This window comes from Streptantibioticus ferralitis, assembly GCF_029223525.1.
GTDB lineage: Bacteria > Actinomycetota > Actinomycetes > Streptomycetales > Streptomycetaceae > Streptantibioticus_A > Streptantibioticus_A ferralitis.
In genome coordinates this window covers 104,203-130,042 of record NZ_JARHTQ010000011.1, presented here as the reverse complement: position 1 = coordinate 130,042, position 25,840 = coordinate 104,203, and the positions used below count along the sequence as shown (strand labels likewise).

The window sequence follows — 25,840 nt, the reverse complement described above, 5'->3', positions numbered from 1 at the left end:
GAAGCCACCGGAAACGGCCGCTCCACCGCCACCAAAGCCATCGCCAGCCTGGAAATGGACGGCCACGTCCGCCCAAACCCGGCACACTCGACGGCAACCGCCGCGTCGCCAGTTACTGGTACCCCCACCCCGCCCCACACCAACCACCCCGACAACACCACCGAAGCCCAGCCCTCTGTTTCACACGACAGCCAAGAGCCGCCAACGACCGCACACAAAACACCTATCACCCCAGCCCCGGACGCGCAGGACAACGCACACGAAGCCCCCGCCCAGACCAAGACCAGCGTCCAGACCGAAGAGGGCACTGAGCCTGCACAGATCGACAGCGCGGCTGCGGAAGATGCCCCTAGGACGGCAACCGCCTCGGCCGCCCAAGAGGAGTCCGCAGCGCCGAAACTGACTGTGGTGACCGGTGGTAGCAAGCAGCGACTCGCCCCCCGGCGCGCTGCGCCAGATGGTGCTCGACCACCTACAGGCTCACCCCCGTGGGGAGTTCACCGCCACCGCCCTCAGCCGCGTCACCGGCAAGAGCTACGGGGCCATCGCCAACGCCCTCGTCACCCTCGAACAGCACGGCCAAGCCCAGCAGGTCAACGACCACCCGCGCCGGTACCAACTGCGTACAAGCATCGAGCAGTAGCCGTCCCACACCCTGCGGGGTGTCAGGCCGCAGGACGCCTGCCACCCCGACCAGTCACTACAACAACCACCGCGAAGGGCGGACAGTCACCCCGCCCGCCTGCGGCTTCGAAGCGAGGAGGCGCACGATGATCCAGCTCGGAGACCGGATCGCCCTGGTCCACACCACCGATCCATACACCCGCCTACGCCTGGGCGACCAAGGCACGGTGACGATATATCAGCCAGGCAAACGGCTGGGCGCACGTTTGGAAAGCGTGTTGGGGCAACCCCTCACGAGTTCGAATCTCGTATCCTCCGCACCGCCTGAACAGGCAAAGCGAGGCCCCGGACCGATCTTCGGTCTGGGGCCTCGTCGGCGTCTGGTGCATTTTTGGTTGCAGTTGCCACGGTCAGGCCGCCGTGTCGGCGTCAGTCGCCATGAGCGCCGAGCGGCTCGGTCGTCCGCACCTGGCACCCATGCCAGAAGCCCCAAGTGACCTCCGAAGCGATCACTGCAGTGTTAGCCTCTCCAGCCTCGCATCCGCTGAAGGGGCACCGGTGAGCACCGAGAAGGATCCGAAGCAGCTCAGCGCGGCTTACTGGTCTGCTCTTGCTGACGAGGTGGATGCTCTGAGGGCGGATGGCCGATGGCTGCCAGGCCCTGCTACCACCCTGGAGGTGATCGGGCGGTCCGGTGTCGAGGTCGATCATGAGCGCCTCATCGCCTGGTTGCTGGACCCTCTCGCTGCTCACGGTCTCGGCCCTGCTCTCCTGGGCGCCATGTTGTACCGCTCTGGCGTCTCTGACGCCCCACCGCCGGAGGAACTCGTCCGTGCCCGGGTCAAAAAGCAGGTGGTCCGAGCGACCAGTCGTCCCGACATCGTCGTGCTGATGCCGAGTCATACCCTGGTGATCGAACTGAAGATCAACTCAGAAGAAGGGGCCGGGCAAACCACCCGACAGGCCGACGATCACGCGAACGTACCAAACGCCGTCCTGGTCTTCCTCACTCTTCACCATCAGCAGCCCACCGACGGACGCTTTCGAGCGATGGGGCTACGGAGTTTCGCCGAAGACCTGCGCCAAGCCCTGTCCGAGGTGCTGAAACCGGCTTCTTACGCTGCTGCTAGGGGACGAGCCACGGCCGACAACTACCTAGCCACCTTGGAGAGGATGCTTGGAATGGACCCAGCAGATCAGGAGGCTGCACGCTTCTGGCTCAGCCACAGGAAGAGCCTGCCCGAGGCACAGCAGGCCGCCCAGCGGCTTCTTACTCATCTACCTGAGTATGTCGCCAAGATCCTCGAATCTTTGGCCGGAGAACTCGGCGATGACCTCGTGGTCTCCTCATTCCATTACATGGCCCCGAGCCAAAGGAAAATAGGTGATGAGTTCGAGGAACAAGCCGTACTGCTCTCGCGAAAGCGATGGCTGACCAACGGAAAGGCCCGGCTCGGCATAGGTCTCGGCCAGCGCGTTGACGTAAACCCGGACAGGCCGTATCAGAGGCCGTGGTGGGGAGTGTATGCCGCCGACCTGGATGCCGTTGGCCGTCTACGCGACACGTGGAAGCTGAACAACAAGCCGTGGGCTGGATGGGTTTGGTGGAAATACCTGGACCTCGAGCCGCCAGCCGACCGCAGTGACTTGCTCACTCACTACGCTCGCGACGTCGCTCAACTGGTCCGCGTGAGCTGGAAACAGGACGTAGGTGTTCTCAACCAGGTCTTAGATCCGCCTGCCTCCTGAATGTTGACCACGCGGACGGGTGCCTTGACCGGATCACCAGTGGAGGCCCGTCCCGGCCGTTCTCAGTGGGCCTTCCCGGCTCTCCGCAAAAGCCCGCCCACTTTGTCGGCGGTGTCCTTCAGGACGCGGCCGGCGAGGTGCTGATACCGACGGCGCATCCTGTGGGGCTCGGTTATTCATCGTTGCTGTTCAAAGCGCCTCCGACCCATGCGCAGCTCTGCGAACATGCTCGGGTGATCGTGTCGCTCGGATACCAGGTGACTCGGCGTCTTCTCTCCGTCTCAGCAGGACTGCTTCGGCGGGATACCGCCAAGGAGGCTGAACTTCTCGTCCCGCGCCACGAAAATGCGGTACTACGACGCCAGCTACAAGGGCGAGTACGGTACGAGCCTTCAGCTGCGAGCGCATCATCGGCAGCATCCGCCGCGAAGCCCTCGACCACGTCCTCATCCTGGGCGAAGTGCATGCCCAACAGGTCCTCACGGCCTACAGTGCCATTACAACGAGCACCGGCCCCACCAGACGCGCAACCAGCTACCACCCGATGCCCAGATTCAGCTCACCAACATGGACGTTGGCGCCTACAGACTGCTCCGCACCCGTGTCCTCGGCGGCCTCATCAACGAGTACAGATACACCACGTGACCTGCAGCGACGACTTTTCGAGCGGCACAGGATGATGCCGCAGCAGATCCTCCTTCTTCCGCGCACGACAGGACGCCCTGCGTCAAGTGCGCGGCTCTACTCCCGTGTCATCAGATCGCTGATTCGGAACCTGGCCCCGTTACGCGGGCCAAGCTTGGCCGTGATCTCCACACGGCGCTCCGCTCCGCCTATCATGAACCCCTTGCTAGCCTCGGCGAGACGCGCGCTTCTCTGTCCTCGGTACCGGAAGTACACACTTATGCAGTGGGCACCGGGAGCGAGGGGGATCTCGTTGAGGCCCCACTCTGCGACGTGCTCCCGGCCGTCCGCCTCGATGACTGGATTCGTCAACAGGTAGTGGAACCAAGCCGCGACGAACCATGGTTTGACGCTGACTGCGACAACTGCCCTTTGATCACACATGTATTGATGCTACTGAGATTTTCCGTCCGAGGTGATGGTGGTCTCGGTGGTGGGCATCACGCTGTCATCCGGTATCCCGATGGCGACGGCCTGACTGTGAAGCAGCGGGCTCAGCGGAGCAAGTGCGGTTCAAGGTCGCCGAGTTACTTACGCAAGGGGCGGCGCCACACTGGTCGCGCAGCGATTAGGACGCGCGGCTGTGCTTCGCAGACGAGCCGAGGCCGCTGCTGGAGTGACAGACTGGTTCGCGTCGTCCATCCACGTCGTGGCCCACACCAGGTCGCATCCCAACGCCACGAGACGCGGCCCAATGGCAGGGTTGAGCCGCCCAAGCAATGGGTTTCCCTGATTAGGGAAGTGCGAGGAAGCCGCTTGCAAGCCTCCGCTGACCAGGCCGCGGGCTCAGCATCGCCTCCCGAGAGGGGCAGGGATGCAACTCGGGTAAGACCATCCGGACCGAGCGGCCACTGCCGTACCTTCCTCAGTAGTTGAAGATGGTGCTAATCTCCGGCCACTCGTACGGGGTTGGGTTGCAGTTGCCGGGGGGCTTTCACACTACGGGCTGACCGGGGCGGCAAGCGCAAGCTGTGACCGGTCTTCACCCTCCCCGTGTCTTCATCGCCTTCAGGGGAGGAATGGGTGGCTCAGCGTGCCCTCATACGCGGCTCTATCGCGGTAGCCGCGACTTGCGCCATGGCATCGGGCTTCGCCTGCGCCACCGCGCCGTCCGCTCTCGCGGATGCCCCCACCGAGACGGTCATCCCGGCTGCCCCGCGTTATCAACCGCCCCGGGACGAGGTTGCGTTCGCAGGGCCCGGCGGGTTCCTGCACCGGCATGAGGGGCCGCCCGAATGGGTCTGGACGAAGTATTCGGGCGGTCCCGACATTCCGGTGCCCGGGTTGCACGGCCGCGGGGCCGGATCCTCGGGAGCGGGCTCGGACGTTGTGGCCACCTTGGCCAACGGAGGCGTCCAGCTTCAGGACATGGACGCCGGCACGACGGCCACCATCGTCCCGCCGAGCGGACAGCGCTACATCGGGACCTTCGGGACAAGCGTCCTTACGTACATGAGGGCTGCCGATGGAACCACCGCGTCAATTCACGTCCTGACGATGGTCGGCGGGCAGCAGACCGACACCCTGGTCAGCGGGTGGCCCGCTGGCGCGACGCTCAGCGGGGCGCTGGCGGGCAACGCGAACTCCGCGGTGCTGGAGTACACCGACAGCACCGGCAGGCGGCTGGCCCTGCTGAACTTGGCCACCGGCCAGGTGACGCCCGTCTTCGGACCCATGGCCAGCCCCCCGTCCGCGGTGGTGACGGACAAGTACGTCGGCTGGTACGCCTCCGACATGGACGGGACCCTCCATGTGCTCAAGCGTTCCGATCTCAGCGCCCCCGAAACCACTCTCCAGGTGCCGTTGAACGGCACCACCGAGACCGCGGTCCGCTACTTCGCCATCGTCGGGGACTCGGCGGTCTTCACCTACGACTGGGTCCAGGGCTACTCGGCCGCCAACGACCAGTTCGGCGACCCGCTGGCCGCCATGCCGCTGACCGGCGGAACGGTGGCCCCGATCCTCGACCACGGGGACCACGACACGCTGAGCCCGTACCCGGGCGGCGCCATCGTGGTCGGTGGAACATCTCTCAACGACTGGGCGGCCCGCCGCGTCACCATCGACGCGAGCGGAACGCCGACACTGGCGGCCGTGGACTCCGACCCGCCCATGCCCTCGCCCATCTCGGGAGTCTCACTGGCCGGCGGCCGACTGGTCACCCTTGAGTTCAGCAACGTCAAGGGCGCGAACACCTTCGCCCGCACCGTCCAGCTAGGCAACCCGCCGTCCTACGACGCGCGCACGTCGTTCCCCGCCCTCAGCGTGAGCGACTGCATGAACACGGGCTGCCCGGAGATCGGCACCGGCGACGGCCGGATCGTGCAGCAGGCGTCGAACGGCTACGGGGCGGTCGTGGAGGGTCCCACCGGCTCGGCCGACGTGGACCCGGGGATGAGCGGTGGAACGGTCGTCGACTCCGACGGCCGCTTCGTGATCTACGACAACACCTCCACGGGCAAGCAGTACATCGGCGACACCACGCTGAAGACCAGCACCAATGTGCTGTTCACCCGCCCGATCACCGGGGCGGCGCTCTCCGGCGAGACCCTGTGGACGGCCAACTCGACGACAGGATCGATCAGTTCCACCGACCTGGCAACGCAGCAGACCACCGGGACCGTCCCCCTCGGTGCGCCGTGCGTGCCGAGCGAGGTGCAGGCGGCCGCAGGCCGATGGATTTACTGGTCATGCGGCGCCTCCGGCCCGGCCGGGGTCCACGACCTGGCGACAGGCAAGGACGTCTCCGTACCGCCCGGGCCGTCCGAACTCGGTGACGGCTTCGTCGTCGAACACGACATGACCGCCGGAAAGTTGATGCTGACCGACGTCCACACCGGCACCACGGTCACCAGCGACCTGGCCGCCCTGCCGCCGCTGACATGGCTGCCCACCGATGACCGACAGGTGGCCTGGGCGGTCGACAAGTACGCCGGCGGCATCGCGTACGTCGACGCCCAGGAGAACGTCCACATCGTCGACCCACACATCCCCGCCTCGCCCGCAGCCGGCTACCGCTTGCTGCCCGGTCAGCGACTCAACCCGGGCGACAGTCTGACCAGCGGCAGCATGCGGCTGGTGATGCAGTCCGACGGCAACCTGGTGGCGTATTTGAAGGCAGGCGGCAGCGCCGCCCCCGCGGAGTGGGCCAGCGGGACCTCGGGCCATCCCGGTGCCTACGCGGTCATGCAAACCGACGGCAATCTGGTGGTCTACAGCCAGAACGGCGGCCCCGGCATCGGCGGCATGCTGTGGTCCAGCGGCACCCCCGGGAACCCCGGCGCCCACGCCACCCTCCAGGACGACGGAAACCTGGTCATCTACCGCCAGGGCACCAGCGACCCGGGCAACTCCCTGTGGGCCACCGGCTCATACGCACCGTCGCAGACCATCGCCGCGGGCCAGGTCATCAAGCCCGGGTGGTGGACGCAGGGTCAGCGCACCTTCCTGGTGATGCAGCGGGACGGCAACCTGGTGATGTACCGCAAGCGCGATGGCAAGGCGATCTGGTCCAGTGGCACCTACGGGCACCCGGGCGCGTACGCGGTAATGCAGAACGACGGGAACCTGGTGATCTACCGCTCCGGTGGCGGGTCGAGCACCGGCGGGGCGCTGTGGGCAAGCCGTACCTACGGCCATGCCGACGCGTACGCGATCATGCAGGACGACGGAAACCTGGTGATCTACAAGAGCGGTGGAGGGCCGAGCTCCGGTGGCGCGTTGTGGGCCAGTAACACCTGGAGCACCGCCTCCTGAGTCACCCCTCGCGGAACCCTCCAGCCCGCCCGACCAAAGTCGGGCGGGCAGACGCGTGTCTCGGACTACTCGACTTCGACGGCAGGCGAGCGACTGCGCGTGGCAGTGACATCGCAGGGACCGAGACGTAGTCAAACCCGTCGAGTGAGGAAGCTGGCATCAGCCCGCCCCCCCACCCCGAACAGCCTGCTCAAAGGCCCATCGCGGCCGTCCATCGCTGGGACTTTTCAGGGACTTTCAGCTCTGTACCAGGGACTCCCGAGGGACTTTTCGCCGCCTAACCCAGCAAGCCCCTGAAAGATCGGAAAGGGCCTCCGACACAAGTCAGAGGCCCTTTCCACAGCAAAGCCGCAGGCGGCGGCAGACGAGTCGAGCTGTACGCCGGGCAGGCTCAACGCTTTGCCGAAAGCCGCTCTGACCTGCTGATACACCCCGCGTGCACTCGCCGCCATGCACACCGCGTGCACAGCCACATGGTGCTGTCGGATGCCGTGGCTTGGGAACGGCCTTGAACGATCACGATACCCGCGATCCTCCCCGCCCGACGTCGGTGCGGACTCCCTGCCGTGACCCGCTCTCCCCCGCAACGCGGTTGGCGACCTGGCCCCCTCGCTCAGGGCGGGGCACCAGGGCGGCCTCCGGCAGGCCGGGCGGCGCGAGAATCCCATACAGCTCCTCGAAAGAGGCGGGGGCGTTCTCCCAGTCGACTTCCCAGACGAGGTAGCCATAGGTATCCAGTGTCTCGGCGAGGCGGGCGTGCCGCATGCGGGCCTGGACTTTGCGCGGCTCCAGGCCCGACGCCACCAGCACGGCGTCGGCGAAGTGCCGCAAGTCCCGGAATGTAGCCTCCGCCGGAACCTTGATCCCCCTCGCCCGAGCCCGTTCCTTCGCGAGATCGAACGCCTGGCACAGCGTGTTCTCTCGCACCGGAGACCAGTACCGGGTCAGTGTGACCAGGTCGGCGTACTCCTCCGGAATGGGCGGCAGGCCTCGCCGCTCCCGTCTACGCAGCACTGCGCTCGGCAAGGGCGCCCGCCAACGTGCCATGTGTGCCTTGTACTTGTCCATCAGGAAGGATCCGACGGCCAGAGGGGCTTGGCTGGCTTCGGTTTTCAGGGGCACCGCTTTCCCGCGTTGCCGCTGCTCCTCCACCAGTTGTTTGCCGGGGATGGTCTCCATGTCCGTACGCCGCACCCCGGTTGCTTCCATGGAACGTAGGGCCTGGAGCGCGCCGTACCAGATCAGCAGCTCGTAACGAGGGTTGATCTCCTCGGCCAGCGCGACCACGTGCTGCCATGTCAACCGCACGCCTCGGCTCTTGCCTTTTGGTAGGCGGATGCCCGCGACGGGGTTGCCCTCCAGGTAGCCGTCCTCCACGGCCATCGAGAGCATCGCGGACAGCGACTTCTTCACCCCGGAGCGGGTGGTGTCCGGCATCCCTTTCGCCTTCAGTGCGGTGAAGAAGTCCCGGTACTCGCCGCGCTTCACGTCGTCCACCCGCCGTTCGCCCAGTGCCGGGACCACGTGCCCTCGCAGGCGGTATCCGTACGACTTGACGGTGCCTTCTCGGCCTTCGTGCCGGGAGAGGAACGTCTCCACGTACATGCTGATGGTCGGTGTCCCGGCCGTGTTCTTCCGGCCCCGGTGTGGGAAAGGGTCCCGTCCCTCCTCGACGGCGGCGCGCTGGCTGCGTTGGAAGGCGACGGCCGCTGTCTTCTTGTTCTTTGGAAAGTTCCTGGACCGCTGGTGACCGTTCTTGTCCCTCCAGCGTGCTTGCCACCGTTTTTCACAACCGTGATCGGCGCTCGGCACCAAGCCTGGATGCTCGGGGCATTCCGGCTCGCCCGGTTCCGGCCGGGATTTGTGCCAGCGGTCGTACGGCTCCTCCTTGGCCACGTGTGTCTCTCCCGTCTCTGGCCATGGATGTTTCAACCTGCCGTCGACGACAGGTCCTTGATGTACCGAGCCACCTCCGATTCCCGATATCGGAGCGACCGGCCCTCCATGCGCAGCGGCTCCGGCCCTCGCCGCTCGACCTCCCATGTGCTGGCCCAGTTGTAGAGCGTTTTGCGCTTCAACCGGAGGCGGTCGGCCGTCTCCTGCGCCGTGAGCAGGTACTCATGGGATGGGCGGGTCTTCGACAACGGGAATCTCCAAGGCTCTGGCGCTCCGCATGGGAGGGAGCGGGTTAAATCGGTTCGGCCCCCGTTGGTGCACGCTTTCGCCTGGCCAAGCAGGCGGAAGCTTGCTGCACCGCAATCGATGAGCTCTTCGCGGCCGGATTCGCTGTCACGGCCTGCACTGAGTTAGGCAATGGCCGCGGCGGCCGGGGCTGCACCCAGGTCCGCAGATATCAATGACATGGGCCGTGCCGGAGCGGGCACGGCCCAGGGCGGCTCCGCCGCCGTCGCGTCCAGCTTCATTTCCACTCCTGATCCAGTTGACCGGCCGGTTTTGCGACACGTCCCAGCGGCTCCGCTGAAGCCACGCTGAGCGTGAAATGCAGCGGAGCGGCTGCCGTTTGACGTCGGTGCAGAGCAGCACCGTCCGGTTCGTGGGCGTACTGTCACGGGCACGTTCAACTCGGGCTCGGTAGCGCGGTGGCTGAGCCGTCAGACCCGGTTGGGGGTGCCCGCACCGATGGACGCTCTGCTTGGCGCCCGTCGTCAAGCCCGAATTGCGTCCGTTGGCTGGGAAGATGTGCAGCGACGTTGCAGCGCGCGAGTTTCTGCTGGGCGTACGTGCGAGGAACTGCAGGAAGTTAGTCCGTATTTGAGGATGAGCAGATCCTCATGCGCGATCAAGTGCAGCGGGTGACCTGCTCGGCGAGCGTCACGGACGTTTTTCATCTGGAAGAACGAAGGGCGGGTGACCAGTTGCCCATCGCGGATTCCGGCCAGCAGCGCGACGCAGCGTTCGGTGGGAATGAGTCCGGCGGCTTCGCCTGCGGCGAGAACGGCGGAGGGCAGGTCGATCAGTTCGCCGCGTTCGCGCCAGGGTCGGGTCGTGATGGCCACCGTGCCGCCGGGGCGGAGCAGGTGACGGCACTGGGTGAGGATGCGGGTAAAGGCGGCCAGGAGGTGGTCGGTACTTGCGTGGGCGAGGTTGGCCGGGTCGGTGCCATAGCGGTAGTCGTGCTTGGCGACGCCGGGTTGGCCGGTCTCGCGGCTGGAGCGGACCTGACCGTGCAAAGAGCTGCCGTACGGCGGTGAGGTGACCACCAACGCGACGCGTCCGTGGTGTCCCTGCGGGATCAACTCGAGCAGGTTGCGGGCGTCGCCGCGGAAGACGGCCCCCTGGCCGGTAGCCCCGTGTTCGGTGGCGTGGTCGAGGTTGCTGCGGGCGATGTGCGCCCAGCGGGGCTCGTATTCGACGCCGATCGCGTGGCGGCCTTGGTGGACGGCTTCGACGAGGGTGGTGCCGATGCCGCACATCGGGTCCAGGACGAGGTCACCCGGGCTGGTGTAGCGGGCGATGGCCTGGGCGGCGATAGCGGGCAGCATTTTGGCGGGATGGGCGGCGGATACGGGCAGGTAGCGTCCGGCGCGCTGGGCCGGTGCGGGCCTTTGGGCGGTCGGCCACACGGAGTCAGGCATGACAGCTCTCCTCTTGTTCTGCGGGTGTCTCGCGTGCGGGGCGGGCGACCGTCACGGGCGCGTGATTCGTTCGAACACCAGCAGGTCGCTGTGGAGCAGCCCCGGCGGCATCTCCGGCGGACGGGTGGATTCGATGCGGTCGCCGACCAAGCGGCCGTGGACGACGACGATGTGCTGCAGGTAGGTGAAGCCCGCTGCGCGGGCGGTGGCGACCAGGGTGCCGAGGGGGTCGGTCAGGCGTCCGGCGAGGCGTTGCTGGCGTGCGGCGGCCAGGAGGAATCCGCCGCGGGCAAGGAGGCGGTGGGTGCGGTGGAAGAAGTGGGGCCACTCGTCGTACTTCGCCGCCTCGGGGTGCGTGGCGCCGTGGGTGGCGGGCAGGGCGTCGGGGTGGAGTTCGGCGAGGATGACCGCCCGGCGCGGCGCCGGAGGCACGCCGTCGGCGGTGCAGCGGGTGCGCGTGTCCATTCCTGGGCGGCAGTCGGGAATGGCCAAGCGCAGCAGCGGCAGTCGCGGCTGGTCGGCGTGGCGGGGGCGGGTGAACTCGGTGCGGATGCGGTCCACCGCCCAGTTGGGCAGTACGGCTGACGCGGGCGGCTCGTCAGGTCGTGGGGCGGGGAGGGAAGTGGGGTGGGTGGGGAGCCAGATGGCGGCTGGCGGTGTGGGGACGTGCGGTCGGGTGCGGGGTGAGGTTGGGCGGCGGTTCAGGTTCATCGCGGCGGTGCGCTGCAGGCGGCCTGCCGTCTCGTGCTGACACCCTTCTATGGACGAATCCGGGTCCTTCAGTGCCACGGCGGTCAGATCCAGGTCTTTTGCCGCAGTGAAGTTGGGCGACCGCGATGCCCGGCGTTTTATGGATCTGATCGCTCCGTAAAAATGCTGGTCAGCGACTTGTTTGCCAGTCGCCAGCCTCCCTTGTCTGCCGTCCGCTGTCCGCGGTGCGGGCTGGTATCGAAGGGGTTGAGATCTGGGAGCAGGTTCACCGGACCGGAGCAGCCGCAGCCACTTGCGATCGCCTCGGCGTATCCGGACCGATTACCGCTTGGATCACGCGGGCGATCACGGTCCAGGTCTACGGCGCTTCCCGAGCCCGCCGCGACCTCCCGCCCAATGAATTGCCGCTCAGGTCACAGCGCTTGGCCGACCGCGTTCCAGGTGACACAGCATCGGATCCGGGTGAGTCTGGGGTGGTCGCCGGGTCGATCATCAGGGACGAAAGCGCTGGTCCGCGGCGTGTTCGCCAGTTGCCTGCCACACGGCATGCTGTCGCTGAGCCAGTGTGCGGGCCAGGATTTTTTTCAGGAAATTTTTCTCGTCTCCGCCGGTTCGACTCAGCGGCAGATCACGGCAGGCCAGGGGCGGATTCGCCAGCGGCGAGCCGGTGCATGTGGCAGACCGGTGGCAGACCGATGGTCCGCAAGGGGCTGGCAGGTGGTTCCTGGATGGCGCGGTGGTGGCAAGGGCGCCTGGCGCGATGGCGGCTGTCCGCACGTTGGCCGCTCTCGTTGAAGGAGCCGCACGATGAACCCCAACCGCACCACCTCCCCCACGCCCGCCTCGTCGCCGTTGGCCGTGGTGGATGCCGCGTTCGTGTCCCTGGCCCGCGGGATTCGCCCGCTGTCCCTGCCCGCCGCGCTGCTCGCTGACCCGCTCGTCGACCGGCCGGTGCCGGTCGATCAGGTTCGCGCCCGCATCGTCCACCCCTCGTGCCGCCCCGAGGTGCGGGAACGCATCTGGAGTGAGGTCACCTCTCGGGCTCGCCGGGAGGGCGAGCCGTGGACGACGGTGGTGTGCGGGTTCGCCGTGCCGGGGCTGCGCAGGATGCTGGCCCGACTTCCCAAGGGTGCGCACCTCGACCGCGGTGAGATCGAGCAGGAGGCCCTGGCGGGACTGGTGGCCGAACTCGCGGACGTGGAGCTGGGCGACCCGCTCCTGGCACGCCGCCTGCTGCGGGCGGCCGATCGCGCCGCCCACCATCTGATCCGGGCAGACCGTCCGCGCCGCGTCCGGGTAGTCACCACCGACCTGCCGCCCATCACCCCGGCCCTGCCCTCCGCTGGGTCATGCGGCGATGAGTACACCGTGTTGTGGCAGGCCGTGCGCGATCAGATCGTCACGCCCGACGAGGCCGACCTGATCGCCCGTACCCGGCTGGACCTGACCTCGGTTGATGACATGGCCATGGAGCGAGGGGTGAGCAGGCGAACGATCTTTAGGCAGCGCGCTGCTGCCGAGAAGAGCCTGGGTGAGGCCCTGCGCCATCGGGTCTCCATTCCGCCGCAGAGGTGACGGGCTGGCACTGATCGGCCCGAATCCGTCCATAGATAGTGAGGCACTTCGCCGGCCCCACGCCGTTGACGGTCCCTCACCTCGCTGGCCAGGCAACTCCTGTGGGCCCGAGCGCACCATCTCGCGCTGACACCCGAGCAAGGCCCTTGTGCCGCACACCCCAAAGGGAGGTGCCGCGCCGCAGAGCCCTCGCGCTCGGGCCCCAGGAGCCTGGACGCCCCTTGCCGCTTCGCTCGTCTGCTTCGTCGTGCCGGAGGTCCCGCATGTCGCCACCAGGCCAACACCCAACCGCCCCTCGCCCGCTCCGGCAGGGCCACATCTTCCTCGGCCCAACCATCGCGGCGTGCGTGACGCTCTTCCTCGCCGCAGACCCCGCAACCGCAGCTGACACGATCCCGCAGGTCATCGGCAACCTGCGGAACTGGCTCGTGGGGCTGCTCGCGGGACTTGCCACCCTGTTCTTGACCGTTGGGGGCCTGCGGTACCTGATGGCCGGCGGTGACCCGGGGGAAGTCGAGTCCGCCAAGCGCGCCTTGAGGGCGGCGGCCACTGGTTATGGCTTGGCGGCGCTCGCGCCGGTCATCGTCGAAGTTCTCAAGTCCCTCGTCGGTGCCCCGTGACCACACATCGCACCGCGGGGCCCAGACTGCTCCTCGCAGTCTTCCTCGCCATCACCGTCGCTGTCGCCGTCGATGGCGAGCTACCCCGGGCCGCTGCCGCAGCACCAGCCAGCGCCCCAACCGACCCCCAGCCCCAGCCCCGCCCCGTCGGCGGCCCCGCAACCGCCGCACCAGCCCCAGCCCCCGTACAGCCGTCACCGGGGCTGACACCACCCGCCACCTCGCTACCCCAACCGCCCGGCAACCACGAGCACCAGCTGCCTGAGCCCTCCCCGGGCCCGTCGCCGTCTCCCGGCCCGTACCCGGGTCCTGGCGTGAGGGGTTGGGGGTGGGTCGGGGATCTGTTCGATGTGCCGAAGATGGTCTCGGATGCGATCGCCTCATTGCTGGGGGCGCTCATCGAGCAGGCGGAAAAGCCCCTGTTCGCGCTGTTGAGCGACACGCTGCTGGCCACACCGGATGTGACTGGCAATCCGGCCCTGGTCGAGTTGTGGACCACCTCATTAGCCACCGCCGGCGCCGCATATGTGCTGTTCATCCTGATCGGCGGGATCCTGGTCATGGGGCACGAGACCGTGCAGACCCGCTACACGCTCAAGCAGATCGCACCCCGCCTGGTCATCGGCCTGGCCGCCGCGGCCAGTTCACTGGCCATCCTCGGCAAAGCCATCGAGCTGGCGAACGCCGCCTCTCAGGCGATCTTGGGCAGCACCACCGTGTCCGGCAAGGGCGTCGCTCAGCAGTTGATCGGCCAGGTGCTCCTGCCGTCCAGCGGGGCGCTGTACGGGCTGATCCTCGGCCTGATCGTGCTTGCCTTGATCTTCGGGGTATTGGTCGGCTACACGGTGCGCGTCGCGCTGGTCGCGGTCCTGGCCGCGTGTGCGCCGCTGGCGTTGTCGTGCCACGCGCTGCCGGTCACTGACGGCATCGCCCGCCTGTGGTGGCGCGCGATCGCCGGGTGCCTGGTCATCCAACTCGCCCAGTCCACCGTCTTCGTCGTTGGACTGAAGCTGTACTTCACCCCCGACAACACCATCTGGGGTGTTCCCAACCCGTCGCAGTTGAGCAACCTGCTGGCCGGATTGTGCCTGTTCTGGGTGCTGGTGAAGATTCCCGGCTGGACCGCCCGCGTCGTCTTCCGCTCCACCCCCATCACCATGCCCAGCATGCCACTGCCGCTTCGGATCCTGCGATCGGTCGCCCTGGCCTACGTCATGCGCGGCGCTTTCCGCGGCATGAGACCTGCCCGTACCCCGCCCGCCCGTCCCGGCCCAGGGTCGGCACCGCCGGGATCCGGCAACCGTCCAGGCCCGCGCCCCGGCCCTGGCGGCCCGGCCGGGCGAGGCACACCGGGCACGGCAGGTCCGGGCCCCGGCACTTGCCCTCCCCCCGCCTTGCCATCTATCGGTCCGCCCACGCCACATGGTCCGGGCGGTGCGACACCGACTTCAGGAGGCACCACCGTGCAGTCCCCATCGCCCCCGGGCACTTCAAGCCCTCGCGACTCGACCCCGCCCCCGTCGGGCGGGGTACCGCATCCGGCCGCGGCCCGGCGCAGGCAGCAGTTGACGCTGCCCATTCCCGCCACGAAAACCCCGGGACGGCCTGCTCGCCCGGTACAGACGTGGCTGCCGATCACCGCCACCCGCCATCCGCGCGCCAGCACCGCGCCGCCGCCAGCATCCATGGCACCGCCACAGGGCGCACGGGGGCGGCAGACGGCGCTGCCGATCCGCGTCGAGCGAAGTCGTCTGCGCCCGCCACGACCGATGCAGATGCGCCTCCCCCTGGAAGGGCTCTCGACTCCGCGCCGCAGGAGGTGAATACATGACGCGCGACCGTACCGAGAACGATGAGGTTTCGTACTCCACCCGGATTCCCGCTGACATCGGATGCCCTGACCGCATCCTCGGCCCCCTGACCGCACGTCAGTCCGCGATCCTTACCGGTACCGCAGGAGCCTTGTGGCTCGGCTACGTGGCCACCCGTCCGTTTCTTGCCCCGCTCGTCTACGTGGCGTTGGTGGCACCGATCGCCGCGGTGATGACCGCCGTGTCGCTCGGGCGCCGCGACGGGATCGGCATGGACCGCTTCGCCCTAGCCGCGCTCGCGTATCGGCGCTCCCCTAAGCGGCGCCTCCACGCTCCTGAGGGCGTCCCTGGCCTTCCCGACGTCGTGCCGCAAGAGCTTGCGGCCCGGGTGGGGCCGACGCCTGCGGTGTTGCGGATGCCGTGCCAGCAGGTCCTCGACTCAGGTGTGGTGGATCTGGGCCGGGACGGGTACGCGGCGGTGGCGTCCTGTTCGACCGTCAACTTCGACCTGCGAACCGGAGCCGAGCAGCAGGCCCTGACCGGCGCGTTCGCGCGGTGGCTGAACTCCCTGACCGGACCAGCGCAGATCCTCATCCGCGCCCATCGGCTGAACATCCATCCCCTGGTCGACCAGCTCGCTCAGACCGCGCCGGCCTTGCCGCACCCTGCTCTGGAGCACGCGGCGCTCGCCCACGCCACCTTCTTGCACGACCTCGCGGCCCACAGCGATCTGCTGACCCGCCAAGCCCTGCTGGTCGTGCGCGAGCCCGACCCCGCAACCAGCCGCGCCAGCGCCGCTGCGGCCCGGGTCAGACACCGCATCACGGAGGCCACCCGGGCGCTGGCCGCCGCTGAGATCACCACGACCGCCCTGGACCCGGGTCAGACCGCGGCAGCCATCACCGAGGCCACCTCCCCCGAGACCACTGAGCACATCACAGCCGGCCAGGCACAAGGAGAAGGAAGGGTATGGCCATCCATGCGCTGATCAAGCGGCACCGCGAGCGCGCAGAGCAACCTGTTGTCTCGGGCCGTGAGTTGCTCGCCGGGCTGGGGCCAGAGGCCGTGGAAGTGCGGGCCCGGTATCTGCAGGTTGGCGGTCATCTCGCGGCGACGCTGGTCGTCACCGGCTACCCGGCCGAGGTCCACCCCGGCTGGCTGCAACCGTTGTTGACCTACCCCGGCCGTCTGGACGTGGCGCTGCACATCGAACCGATCCCCACCACCGTAGCCGCCGCATCCTTGCGTAAGCAGCGAGCCCGGCTGGAGTCCGGACGACGCACCGGATTCGACAAGGGCAAGCTGGATGACCCCGACACCGAAGCCGCAGCCGCCGATGCCGCCGAACTCGCCTACCGAATCGCCCGCGGCGAAGGAAAACTCTTCCACGTCGGCCTGTACCTGACCATCCACGCTGGCGATGAGGAAAGCCTCGCCGAGCAGGTCGCCTCGGTCCGGGCGATCGCTGAATCCCTGCTCATCACCACCGCACCGGCCACCTTCCGAGCCCTGCCCGGATGGATCGCCACCCTCCCCTTCGGCATCGACACCCTCAAAGTACGCCGCACCTTCGACACCGCAGCACTCGCCGCCTGCTTCCCCTTCACCTCCCCCGACCTGCCCGCCGCCGACCAAACCCCCTCCGACTCGCCGGTGTTGTACGGCGTCAATGCGGCCAGCTCCTCGTTGCTGTTGTGGGACCGGTTCGCCCAGGACAACTACAACTCCATCACCCTGGCCCGCTCGGGGGCGGGCAAGTCCTACCTGACCAAACTCGAGCTGCTGCGACAGCTGTTCACCGGCACCGAAGCCCTCGTCATCGACCCGGAAGACGAATACCTCCGCCTCGCCGAGCAGGTCGGCGGCACCGTGATCCGGCTCGGCGCACCCGGGGTGCGGCTGAACCCCTTCGACCTGCCCGAAGGCGCCCACAACAGCCGCGATGTGCTGACCCGGCGCGCGCTGTTCCTGCACACCTTCCTGACCGTCCTGCTGGGCGCCGAGCTGGCCTCGAGCGAGAGAGCCGTGCTGGATGCCGCGATCCTGACCACCTACGAACGCGCCGGGATCACCGGCGATCCACGCACCTGGAACCGCCCGGCACCACTGCTGGGTGACCTCGCCGTGGTGCTGCGCGAGCACGGCGCGCAGGGGATCGGGCTGGCCGACCGCCTGGCCCCGTATATCACCGGCAGCCACGCCGGTCTCTTCGACGGCCCCACGACCACGCCGCCGCGCGGCCATCTGGTCGTCTTCTCCCTACGCCAGCTGCCAGCCGAAGTGGTTACCGCCGCCATGCTGTTGGCGTTGGATGCGATCTGGCGGCAGGTCGCTGACGCTAAGCAGCGGCGCAGGCGTCTGGTCGTGGTGGATGAGGCGTGGTTGTTGATGCGCCACGGCGACGGGGCAAGGTTCTTGTTCCGGATGGCCAAGGCCGCCCGCAAGTACTGGGCTGGGCTCGCGGTGGTCACCCAAGACGCTGACGACGTCCTGTCCAGCGAGCTCGGGCGGGCAATCGTGGCGAACGCCGCCACACAGATCCTGCTGCGGCAAGCCCCACAGGCCATCGACCAGGTCGCCTCCGCCTTTCATCTATCCCGTGGTGAACAAGAGTTCTTGCTCACGGCCGAACGAGGTTCCGCGCTGCTGCTCGCCGGGCGCCATAAAGCAGCGTTCTATGCAGTTGCCTCTCCGTCGGAGCATCAGGTCGTCACCACTGACCCGGCCGAACTCGCCGCCACCTGCGAAACCAGCACCACTAGCCCCGATGTCGATGCCCTCGACCCGTACGACGACACCCCCACACCCGCCCTGCAGGACGTCCGGTGACCGGCCCGATGGCGCCCACCCCGGTTGGCGGGCTTTTGGGCCGCTACCTCACCGACCCCGAAGCGGTGTGGACCGAGCTCGCCCACACCATCACCGGCTTCGCCGCCACCGCCTGGCCGTGGCTGACCCCCGGCGTGCTCCTCATCGCCACCGCCATCCCCGTGGGGCGCGCCGGATGGCACCGAAGGCGTAACACCGCCCTGGCCGACTCGGCGCGCTGTATCACGATCCTCGCCCCACCCAAGGTCGCCGAACACGGCGGCCAGGTGCTGTGGAGCCAACTCGCAGGGCTGCTACGCCCCTGGTGGCGGCGCATGACCAGCGGCCAACCGCACCTGGCGTTCGAGTACGCCTGGAACAGCGACGGGCTCACCGTGCGCCTGTGGCTGCCCCAGGCCGTGCCGACCGCGCTGGCACGCCGAGCGGTTGAGGCCGCCTGGCCCGGCGCCCACACCCGCCTGACCGAACCACCACCGCCGATCCCCCGTGGGCATATCAGCACGGCGGGCAGGTTGCGGTTGGCCCGGCCCGAGGTGCTGCCACTGCGCACCGATCACGACACCGACCCGCTGCGCGCCCTGCTGCAGGCCGCCACCGGCATGGACACGGGCGAAGCCGCGGTGGTACAGATCCTCGCCCGTCCCGCCACCGGAGCCCGCCTGCGCCGCGCCCGCCGCGCGGCACGGCGGTTGAAGGCGGGCGCGAATCCACGGCGGCTCAGCGCGATCTTCGACCTGATCACCCACGCCCCGCAGCGCACCCATGTCACCTCGCTGGACCCATCCCACGGCGCCGAAGTTCGGCAGACCGTCACCAAACTCACCGGCCCACAATGGGAAGTCGACATCCGCTACGCGGTCACTCTCTGCCCCGACACCGGCAACCCGCAGGCCCGGCTCCGCGGCCGGGCGCACGCCCTCGCTTCGGCGTTCTCGTTGTTCGCGGCCCGCAACTGGTTGGCCCGAGCCCGGCTCTTCCAGGCGGATGAGGTGGTGTCGGGCCGGTGGTTTCCGCGTCGCGGGAATCTGCTGTCCGTACCGGAACTGGCAGCCTTGGCTCACCTGCCCGTCGACGCCGACGCCCCCGGCCTCGCACGGGCCGGAGCCCGCTCCGTACTCCCGCCACCGGCCATCCCGACACCCGGCGCCGGGGTCAAGCCGCTCGGGCAGACCGATACCGGCCGACGCCGCGGCGTCGGCCTGAAGGTCGCCGACGCCCGACACCACCTGCACGTTATGGGCGCGACCGGGTCGGGCAAGTCCACGCTGATCGCCAACATGGTCCTCGACGATGTCGCAGCGGGCCGCGGGGCGATCGTCGTCGACCCCAAGGGCGACCTCGTCACCGACCTGCTGCAGCGGCTACCCGAGCAGTGCGCGGACCGGCTGGTGCTCCTCGATCCCGACGACCCCCATGCCCCGCCGTGCCTGAACGTGCTGGAAGGCGAGGACATCGACGTCGTCGTCGACAACATCACCGGCATCTTCCGCCGCATCTTCTCCGCGTTCTGGGGCCCGCGCACCGACGACGTGATGCGCGCCGCCTGCCTGACGCTGCTGCTGCACGCCCGCAAGAGCCATCAGATCGTCACGCTCGCCGACATCCCCCGGCTGCTGGGCGAGTCCGCCTACCGGCTGCGGATCCTGCCCGGCATCAAAGACCCCGTCCTGCGCGGCTTTTGGGCCTGGTACGAGAGCTTGTCCGAGCCGTCACGGGCAGCGGTGGTCGGCCCGGTGATGAACAAGCTCCGTGCTTTCCTCCTACGCTCCTACCCCCGCCGCGCTATCGCCGGCGGCAAGTCGACCTTCCACCTCGACGATGTCCTCGACGGCGGCATTCTGCTGGCCCGCCTGCCCAAGGGCGCGCTCGGTGAGGAGACCGCCCGTCTGCTGGGCTCCTTCGTGGTGGCGAAGACGTGGCAGGCCGCAGCAGCCCGCGCCCGCACCCCCGAACACACCCGCATCGACGCGGCTTTGTTCCTGGACGAATGCCACAACTTCCTCACGATCCCCTACCCGTTGGAGGACATGCTGGCCGAGGCCCGCGGACACCGGCTCTCCCTCACCCTGGCCCACCAGCACCTCGCCCAACTCCCCCGTGACCTACGCGAGGGCATCTCCGCCAACGCTCGTAACAAGGTCTTCTTCAATGCCTCCCCCGAAGACGCCCACGCCCTCGAACGCCACACCCTGCCCACCATGGCCGCCCACGACCTCGCCCACCTCGGCCCCTACCAGGCTGCCGCCCACCTGCTCGCAGACGGCTCGGAGACCGCCGCCTTCACCCTCACCACCCGCCCCCTGCCACCGCCAGTGCCCGGCCGCTCAGCGCACTTGCGGGCAGCAGCCGCAGCCCGCGTCGGCGCCACCACCTCCCGCTCCCCCTACCTACCGCTGTAGCCACCCCGTCGCACTGCCCACCGAAAACAGGGGTTTTGCCATGCCCGCTGCCCACCGCTTCGCCACTCACTCTCGCTCGGCATACGTGCCGCGTGCCGCCACCAGTCGCCGCCGCCCCAACCACCCACTCCGGGCCCGCACCGACCTGGCCACCCTCGCCGCCCGACTCACCCCACGCGACCTCTGGCTGACCGCCATGCTCCACGAGCACCGAGTCCTCACCTCCCACCACATCAGCGCGTTGGCGTTCACCAGCCACCGCTGCGCCAACCGCCGCCTACGCGACCTGTACTTCCTCGGCGTCGTGGACTCCTTCCGGCCCCTTTTGCAGACCGGCTCCGCCCCCGAGCACTACACCCTCGGCCGCACCGGAGCCGAAGTACTGGCCGCCACCCGCGGCACCGACCTGGCCTCGATCGGCTGGCGCAAGGACCTGTGCGCCCGCACCGCCTTCTCCCCCACCCTCGACCACGACCTCGACGTCAACACCCACCTCGTCACCCTCGCCGCCACCCACCGCCAACGCAGCAACGAGCACCTGGCGCTGTGGCTCTCCCCCCGCTCGGCGAAACGACTGTGGGGTGACTGGATCCGCCCCGATGCCTACGCACACTGGCAAAGCGGCCCGACCATGGTGCCATTCTTCTTCGAATACGACACCGGCACCGAACGCCCCCTCGCCCGGCTCGAGGCCAAACTCCCCGGCTACGCCAGCCTCGCCGCCACCACCGGCACCCGCACCGCCCTGTTGATCCACACCAGCACCACCCGCCGGGAAGCAGCCCTGCGCACCCGGCTCACCGACACCGCCCACCAGGCGCAGCTGCCCGTCGCCACCACCAGCGCCGACCTCATGTCCCCTGCTGGGCTGGCCGGACCCGTCTGGCTGCCGCTGGGTGACACGGCGGGCGGCAGGCTCCCGCTGGCCGCCCTCGCCGCCCACTGGCCAGGCCTCACCCCGGCGTTGACCACGCAAGACCCAGCCCTGTCCCCGGGCGAGGCAGACACACGGCCGTGGCGGCCCATCACTCCGCTACCGCCCGACGGCGGTGTCCGCTGATGGGGACAGCCGTCAAGGCAGCGGTCGGCACCACCGCCGGGCTGCTGTTCCTCGCGGTCATCGCCGTCGTCGGGATCGCTGGCATCGCGGGCAGCACCACCTCCGGCATCACAGCCACCGGTGCCACGCTGCTGCCCACCCGGGCAGCGCTCGCCGACATCCCCGCCCGAATGCTGACCCTCTACCAGCAGGCCGCCGCTACCTGCCCCGGCCTGCCGTGGACCGTACTCGCAGCGATCGGCAAGACAGAGACCGACCACGCCCGCAACCCGCACATGATCTCCACCGCCGGAGCCGTCGGCCCCATGCAATTCCTCCCCAGCACCTTCGCCACCTACGCCACCCCAGTCCCGCCCGGCGGGAAGACACCGCCCACCCCGTGGGATCCAGTCGACGCCGTCTACGCAGCAGCCCGCCTGCTATGCACCAACGGGGCCCGAGATGGCCGCAACCTACGCGGCGCGATCTTCGCCTACAACCACGACACCGCCTACGTCAACGACGTGCTGCACACCGCCGCCACCTACGCGGTCAGCGACCAACCCACCAACCCCGACGGCGCGTTCCACGCCCCAACTCCACAAGCTGCCATCGCGATCGCGTACGCCCGCGCCCAGCTCGGCCGCCCCTACATCTGGGGCGGAGAAGGCCCTACTCACGATAGCGTCGGCTTCGATTGCTCGGGCCTGACCCAAGCCGCCTACGCCGCCGCCGGCATCCGCCTACAGCGCGTCGCCCAAGACCAGTACAACGCCGGACCCCACGTCCCCGACCGCACACCGCTGCGGCCCGGGGATCTCGTCTTCTACGGCACACCGACCCACGTACACCACGTCGGGCTCTACGTAGGCGCAGGACGCATGATCGACGCCCCACGCCCGCATGAAGTCATCCGCGAGGAGCCCATCCGCTACGCCGGGGACCAATACCTCGGCGCGGTACGAGTATCGGCCCGCCCGTGAACAGCCGCCCGAGTCGGCAAGAGGCCGAGGCGCTCCTGCGAGCGCTGACCAGGGCGTTGGCCAGCGTCGCTGTTTTGGCGGCCGTCTTCACCGCGGTCAACGTCACCGGTTTCGCCACCACCCACAAGATCCCCCCTCTGACCGCGGCGCTCCTGGACCCCATGGTCGTCCTGGCGCTGGCCACGGTGCTCCTCGCCGACGCCCGCCTCGCCTCCTGGGGCGTGCCACCACCGGGCTGGTCCGCAGCCCTGCGCTGGTTCACCGGATGCACCGCCACGGTGATGAACACCTGGACCTCGATCTGGCCCGACGACCGTATCGGCTGGCCACGCCACGCCGATCCCACAGGAGTGCTCCTGCACACGGTGCCACCGGTGCTCCTGATCCTGCTCACCGAGACCGTCGCCGCCTACCGCCACCGCATCACCACCCCTCCCCTGCCCCCGCACGACCACCCGCAGGAGCACCCCGCCCCCGCACCGCTCCCCCCGAGCACCGTCTCCCCTACGGCCACCCCGGACACCATCCCGCCAGGGCCGCCCCCGCTCCCGCACCCGCACCCGCACCCGCACCCGCACCCGGGCACAACTGCCCTGCACCCGGTGCACGTTGGGCCGTGTACGGCCGGCCGCGGCCCACAACCGGCCGGAACCGCCCTACCCGGCCAGCCCTCCCCGACCCATCGTGGTGATCCCGCACACGGCGGCGTGTTCGCCCGCGCACTGCGGCTCGACGCCGAACACCGCTCCCGCACCGGACGACCGATGAGCATCCGCCAACTCAAGCGGGCCCTACGCATCGGGCACCCCCGCGCCAAGTCCCTGCGCACCCAACTCGAAACCCGCACCGCCACCGCCACTCACCACCCGCTCCCCGGACCGCTCCCGGGCGCCAGGAGCACCCACGGGAGCGCTCCTCAAACGCGCTCCTGACCAGGCACATTGGACCGCTTGACTTGTCGGCGCATCCACGGCTCCATGGTCGTCGCCGACCGGACCACCGCGATGCGCACGCACCCGACGGCACCCAGCGGCACCACGCCGCACCCCGGCCGGGGACCCCACCACAGCCACCCCGATCTTCGTGGAGGTCCCACCATGACCACCCAGCCCGGCCAAACCGACCAACAGCCCACCGCCGAAAAGCCCGCACCCGACACCACAGCGCTCACCGGCACCCACACCACCGTGTGGGACGCCCTCACCCAGCAGCCCGGAACCACCGCCGCCGCCCTCGCCGAAGCCACCGGAATCGGACGCTCCACCGCTGCCAAAGCCCTCGCCCGTCTGGAAAAGGACGGCCGCGTCCGCCGCGATCCCGGCACACCCGACGGCAACCGCCGCGTCGCAAGCCACTGGTACCCCACCCACCCCGCACCGCTCCACACCAACACCCCCGAAGCTCAGACCTCGGATCCACACGACAGCCAGGAACTCCCGACGGCAGCACCCGACACACCCACCAGCCCAGCCCCGGACGAGGACAGCGCGCACGAAGCCCCCGCCGAGACCGAGACCAGCATCCGGTCCAAGGAGAGCACCGAGCCTGCTCAGATCGATAGCGCGACTGCGGAAGATGCCCCTTGTGAGACGGCGGAATCCGCCTCGGCCGCCCGGGAGGAGTCCGCAGCGCCGAAACTGACTGTGGTGACCGGCGGTAGCAAGCAGCGGCTCGCACCCGGCGGGCTGCGCCAGATGGTGCTGGACCACCTACAGGCCCACCCCGATGGGGAGTTCACCGCCACCGCCCTCAGCCGCGTCATCGGCAAGAGCTCCGGGGCCATCGCCAACGCCCTCGTCACCCTCGAAAAGCACGGACAAGCCCGGCAGGTCAACGACCACCCGCGCCGGTACCAACTACGCACAAGCATCGAACAGTAGCCATCCCACACACCCGCCGGGGTGGCAGGCCGCAAGACGTCCGCCACCCCGACCGATGACTACAACAACCACCGCGAAAGGCGGACGGTCCCCCCGCCCCCTTGCGGCTGCGACGGTGAGGAGGCGCACGATGTACCAGCCCGGAGACCGGATTGTCCTGGTCCACACCACCGATCCGTACACCCACCTACGCCCCGGTGAACAAGGCACTGTGACGGCATATCAGCCGGACGAACGGCTGGGCACACGCTTGAACATCAACTGGGACTCGGGATCGACACTCGCGATGCTGCTCGACGAAGGAGACCAGGTACACAAGCTGTAACACACCCTGTGACACCCCCGAGCCGGGGAATGCTCGATACCCCGGCACCGCAGGGAGCGGACGGATGTCCTGGGCATAGGGAACCTTGGCCGATTGCCATTGATCTTTGACCGGTTGGGTGGATCGGTTCACGCGCTGCGGTGTGTCCGGTAGGAGTCGGCGCCGACCCCGAAGAAAGGTGCTCTCGTCCGCAAGGAGACGACCGAGCAAAGCCGAGCAGAGGCGCTGACCGGCCAGTTCCACGATGCGCTACTGTGCCCCCACCATTTGAACATCCAACTACTCGTACAACAGAAAATGGGGGGCGCACCATGCGTGGCATGCGATTCCGTAAGGTTCTGGCGGTCGCGGCCGCCACGGCGGCTTTGGGCACGGTCTCCGCCTGCGGCAGCAAACCCGTCTCAGCGACGGGCAAGCACGCACCCTCGTCACCGTCACCGGTCGCCGTCTCACCCATGGCCTACCTGCTCAAGGTTGAGGACGCCACGGCCAAGGTGCACTCGGCCGAAATAGACCGTACCGTCACCGTCGGCACCTTGCACGAGATGCGCATCGCGGGCGACAACGACTGGACCAACGGTCTGCAGGGCAACGTCACGTTCTCGGTGAAGTCTTCCGCTCCGACGCCGGTCCCACCCTTGCGGATTGAGATCCGCAGCGACGCCATGTACGTGCAAGTGCCCCCGCAGAAGGTAGCCAAGGTGGGCGGCAAGCACTGGGTCAAGGAACCACTCGCCCTCCTCGCCGCGCAAGGTGACGGCGGCAAGGCCGAGACCGACCAGCTCAGGCAGGCCAACCCAGCCATGGAGGTACGGATGCTGATCGCCAGTGGCGATCTGCACAAAGTGGGCCCGGAGACCGTAAGCGGGACGGCCGCCACCCACTACACAGGCACGTTGAACCTGGCCAAGCTAATTGCCAGCAAGCAAGGCCTGACGCCCGATGACGTGAAGTTCCTCCAGAAGGAAGTCGCGGCACAAGGCGCTGCCGAGGACCACATCGACCTCTGGATCAACAACGACAATCTCCCGGTGAAGACACAGGAGCAGATACAGACGAACACCGCCAAGATCACCTCGACCACCGACTACTCCAACTACGGCGTCGCGGTCGACCTGTCGGCTCCGGCAGAATCGGATACCTTCACCCTCCACTCGGTAACCGGCGGCAACACATCCGGCGCGGCCTGACCCAAGCGGATAAACCGGGCAGTCCTCAACACCGCCCGCCCCGCGACCCACCGCCCTCAATACCCAACC

Annotated in this window: 20 protein-coding genes; 15 read left to right on the top strand and 5 right to left on the bottom strand. The window is 68.5% G+C overall.

All coding sequences use genetic code 11. The features are described 5' to 3' along the window. Positions 1-415: 415 nt before the first annotated feature. Together P2L57_RS18900 and P2L57_RS18895 are read left to right on the top strand one after the other, a co-directional pair. Positions 416-643 carry a helix-turn-helix domain-containing protein gene (locus tag P2L57_RS18900; protein ID WP_275815992.1) on the top strand — a complete coding sequence of 76 codons (228 nt, stop codon included), beginning with the start codon at positions 416-418 and terminating at the stop codon, positions 641-643. Positions 644-1,182: 539 nt separating this feature from the next. Beyond that, a complete protein-coding gene (locus tag P2L57_RS18895; RefSeq protein WP_275815990.1) occupies positions 1,183-2,373 on the top strand; it encodes a PDDEXK-like family protein in 1,191 nt (396 codons plus the stop codon). A gap of 741 nt (positions 2,374-3,114) precedes the next feature. On the opposite strand, the gene P2L57_RS18885 is transcribed toward P2L57_RS18895, so the two are convergent. Next, the gene (locus P2L57_RS18885) at positions 3,115-3,441 is read right to left on the bottom strand and encodes a hypothetical protein (RefSeq protein ID WP_275815987.1); all 327 of its coding nucleotides are present in this window, start codon (positions 3,439-3,441) and stop codon (positions 3,115-3,117) included. A gap of 639 nt (positions 3,442-4,080) precedes the next feature. Between P2L57_RS18885 and P2L57_RS18880 the strand changes: the two genes are divergently transcribed. Further along, on the top strand, positions 4,081-6,813 hold the full coding sequence (locus tag P2L57_RS18880; RefSeq protein WP_275815985.1) for a hypothetical protein: 2,733 nt from the start codon (positions 4,081-4,083) through the stop codon (positions 6,811-6,813). 516 nt (positions 6,814-7,329) lie between these two features. Here the strand turns inward: P2L57_RS18880 and P2L57_RS18875 are convergent. The 4 genes from P2L57_RS18875 to P2L57_RS18860 all read right to left on the bottom strand — a co-directional run bounded on the left by P2L57_RS18875 (position 7,330) and on the right by P2L57_RS18860 (position 11,198). Further along, positions 7,330-8,418 carry a tyrosine-type recombinase/integrase gene (locus tag P2L57_RS18875; RefSeq protein ID WP_275815983.1) on the bottom strand — a complete coding sequence of 363 codons (1,089 nt, stop codon included), beginning with the start codon at positions 8,416-8,418 and terminating at the stop codon, positions 7,330-7,332. Positions 8,419-8,741: 323 nt separating this feature from the next. Continuing rightward, the gene (locus P2L57_RS18870; RefSeq protein ID WP_275815981.1) at positions 8,742-8,957 is read right to left on the bottom strand and encodes a helix-turn-helix transcriptional regulator; all 216 of its coding nucleotides are present in this window, start codon (positions 8,955-8,957) and stop codon (positions 8,742-8,744) included. Positions 8,958-9,479: 522 nt separating this feature from the next. Continuing rightward, on the bottom strand, positions 9,480-10,409 hold the full coding sequence (locus P2L57_RS18865) for a TRM11 family SAM-dependent methyltransferase (protein WP_275815979.1): 930 nt from the start codon (positions 10,407-10,409) through the stop codon (positions 9,480-9,482). Positions 10,410-10,460: 51 nt separating this feature from the next. Beyond that, complete coding sequence (locus P2L57_RS18860; RefSeq protein WP_275815977.1) at positions 10,461-11,198, bottom strand: hypothetical protein; 738 nt, start codon at positions 11,196-11,198, stop codon at positions 10,461-10,463. 729 nt (positions 11,199-11,927) lie between these two features. Here P2L57_RS18860 and P2L57_RS18855 point away from each other — a divergent pair. The 12 genes from P2L57_RS18855 to P2L57_RS18800 all read left to right on the top strand — a co-directional run bounded on the left by P2L57_RS18855 (position 11,928) and on the right by P2L57_RS18800 (position 25,771). Then, complete coding sequence (locus P2L57_RS18855) at positions 11,928-12,695, top strand: hypothetical protein (RefSeq protein WP_275815975.1); 768 nt, start codon at positions 11,928-11,930, stop codon at positions 12,693-12,695. Between the two features lie 347 nt (positions 12,696-13,042). Next, positions 13,043-13,315, top strand: coding sequence for a pilin (locus P2L57_RS18850; protein WP_372515767.1), 273 nt, complete (start codon positions 13,043-13,045; stop codon positions 13,313-13,315). A gap of 359 nt (positions 13,316-13,674) precedes the next feature. Then, positions 13,675-15,138: a TrbL/VirB6 family protein gene (locus tag P2L57_RS18845; protein ID WP_275815971.1), complete on the top strand. Its 1,464-nt coding sequence runs from the start codon at positions 13,675-13,677 to the stop codon at positions 15,136-15,138. A gap of 4 nt (positions 15,139-15,142) precedes the next feature. Further along, entirely contained in the window at positions 15,143-16,114 is a 972-nt protein-coding gene (locus P2L57_RS18840; RefSeq protein WP_275815969.1) for a PrgI family protein, read from the top strand. Next, positions 16,096-17,955 (top strand): VirB4 family type IV secretion system protein, encoded by a 1,860-nt coding sequence (locus P2L57_RS18835; RefSeq protein WP_275815967.1) that lies wholly within the window; start codon positions 16,096-16,098, stop codon positions 17,953-17,955. Before P2L57_RS18840 ends, P2L57_RS18835 begins: the two co-directional genes overlap by 19 nt. Next, positions 17,952-20,354 carry a type IV secretory system conjugative DNA transfer family protein gene (locus P2L57_RS18830; RefSeq protein WP_275815965.1) on the top strand — a complete coding sequence of 801 codons (2,403 nt, stop codon included), beginning with the start codon at positions 17,952-17,954 and terminating at the stop codon, positions 20,352-20,354. Before P2L57_RS18835 ends, P2L57_RS18830 begins: the two co-directional genes overlap by 4 nt. A gap of 40 nt (positions 20,355-20,394) precedes the next feature. After that, positions 20,395-21,414, top strand: a complete 1,020-nt coding sequence (locus tag P2L57_RS18825) for a replication-relaxation family protein (RefSeq protein WP_275815963.1) — start codon at positions 20,395-20,397, stop codon at positions 21,412-21,414. Further along, positions 21,414-22,376: a C40 family peptidase gene (locus P2L57_RS18820; protein WP_275815961.1), complete on the top strand. Its 963-nt coding sequence runs from the start codon at positions 21,414-21,416 to the stop codon at positions 22,374-22,376. Before P2L57_RS18825 ends, P2L57_RS18820 begins: the two co-directional genes overlap by 1 nt. Further along, the gene (locus P2L57_RS18815) at positions 22,373-23,308 is read left to right on the top strand and encodes a hypothetical protein (protein WP_275815959.1); all 936 of its coding nucleotides are present in this window, start codon (positions 22,373-22,375) and stop codon (positions 23,306-23,308) included. Before P2L57_RS18820 ends, P2L57_RS18815 begins: the two co-directional genes overlap by 4 nt. 165 nt (positions 23,309-23,473) lie before the next feature. After that, positions 23,474-24,256 carry a helix-turn-helix domain-containing protein gene (locus P2L57_RS18810; RefSeq protein ID WP_275815957.1) on the top strand — a complete coding sequence of 261 codons (783 nt, stop codon included), beginning with the start codon at positions 23,474-23,476 and terminating at the stop codon, positions 24,254-24,256. Positions 24,257-24,386: 130 nt separating this feature from the next. Then, positions 24,387-24,581: a DUF4314 domain-containing protein gene (locus tag P2L57_RS18805; RefSeq protein ID WP_275815955.1), complete on the top strand. Its 195-nt coding sequence runs from the start codon at positions 24,387-24,389 to the stop codon at positions 24,579-24,581. Positions 24,582-24,901: 320 nt separating this feature from the next. Next, the gene (locus tag P2L57_RS18800; protein ID WP_275815953.1) at positions 24,902-25,771 is read left to right on the top strand and encodes an SCO4651 family lipoprotein; all 870 of its coding nucleotides are present in this window, start codon (positions 24,902-24,904) and stop codon (positions 25,769-25,771) included. Positions 25,772-25,840: the final 69 nt, after the last annotated feature.

What these genes read in the sequence shown, in the direction of transcription:
- P2L57_RS18875 (WP_275815983.1), bottom strand. Translation starts at nt 8,418, where the DNA reads ATGTACGTGGAGACGTTCCTCTCCCGGCACGAAGGCCGAGAAGGCACC.
- P2L57_RS18885 (WP_275815987.1), bottom strand. Translation starts at nt 3,441, where the DNA reads ATGTGTGATCAAAGGGCAGTTGTCGCAGTCAGCGTCAAACCATGGTTC.
- P2L57_RS18810 (WP_275815957.1), top strand. Translation starts at nt 23,474, where the DNA reads ATGACCACCCAGCCCGGCCAAACCGACCAACAGCCCACCGCCGAAAAG.
- P2L57_RS18800 (WP_275815953.1), top strand. Translation starts at nt 24,902, where the DNA reads ATGCGATTCCGTAAGGTTCTGGCGGTCGCGGCCGCCACGGCGGCTTTG.
- P2L57_RS18865 (WP_275815979.1), bottom strand. Translation starts at nt 10,409, where the DNA reads ATGCCTGACTCCGTGTGGCCGACCGCCCAAAGGCCCGCACCGGCCCAG.
- P2L57_RS18845 (WP_275815971.1), top strand. Translation starts at nt 13,675, where the DNA reads ATGGTCTCGGATGCGATCGCCTCATTGCTGGGGGCGCTCATCGAGCAG.
- P2L57_RS18825 (WP_275815963.1), top strand. Translation starts at nt 20,395, where the DNA reads ATGCCCGCTGCCCACCGCTTCGCCACTCACTCTCGCTCGGCATACGTG.
- P2L57_RS18835 (WP_275815967.1), top strand. Translation starts at nt 16,096, where the DNA reads ATGGCCATCCATGCGCTGATCAAGCGGCACCGCGAGCGCGCAGAGCAA.
- P2L57_RS18805 (WP_275815955.1), top strand. Translation starts at nt 24,387, where the DNA reads ATGTACCAGCCCGGAGACCGGATTGTCCTGGTCCACACCACCGATCCG.
- P2L57_RS18840 (WP_275815969.1), top strand. Translation starts at nt 15,143, where the DNA reads ATGACGCGCGACCGTACCGAGAACGATGAGGTTTCGTACTCCACCCGG.
- P2L57_RS18855 (WP_275815975.1), top strand. Translation starts at nt 11,928, where the DNA reads ATGAACCCCAACCGCACCACCTCCCCCACGCCCGCCTCGTCGCCGTTG.
- P2L57_RS18820 (WP_275815961.1), top strand. Translation starts at nt 21,414, where the DNA reads ATGGGGACAGCCGTCAAGGCAGCGGTCGGCACCACCGCCGGGCTGCTG.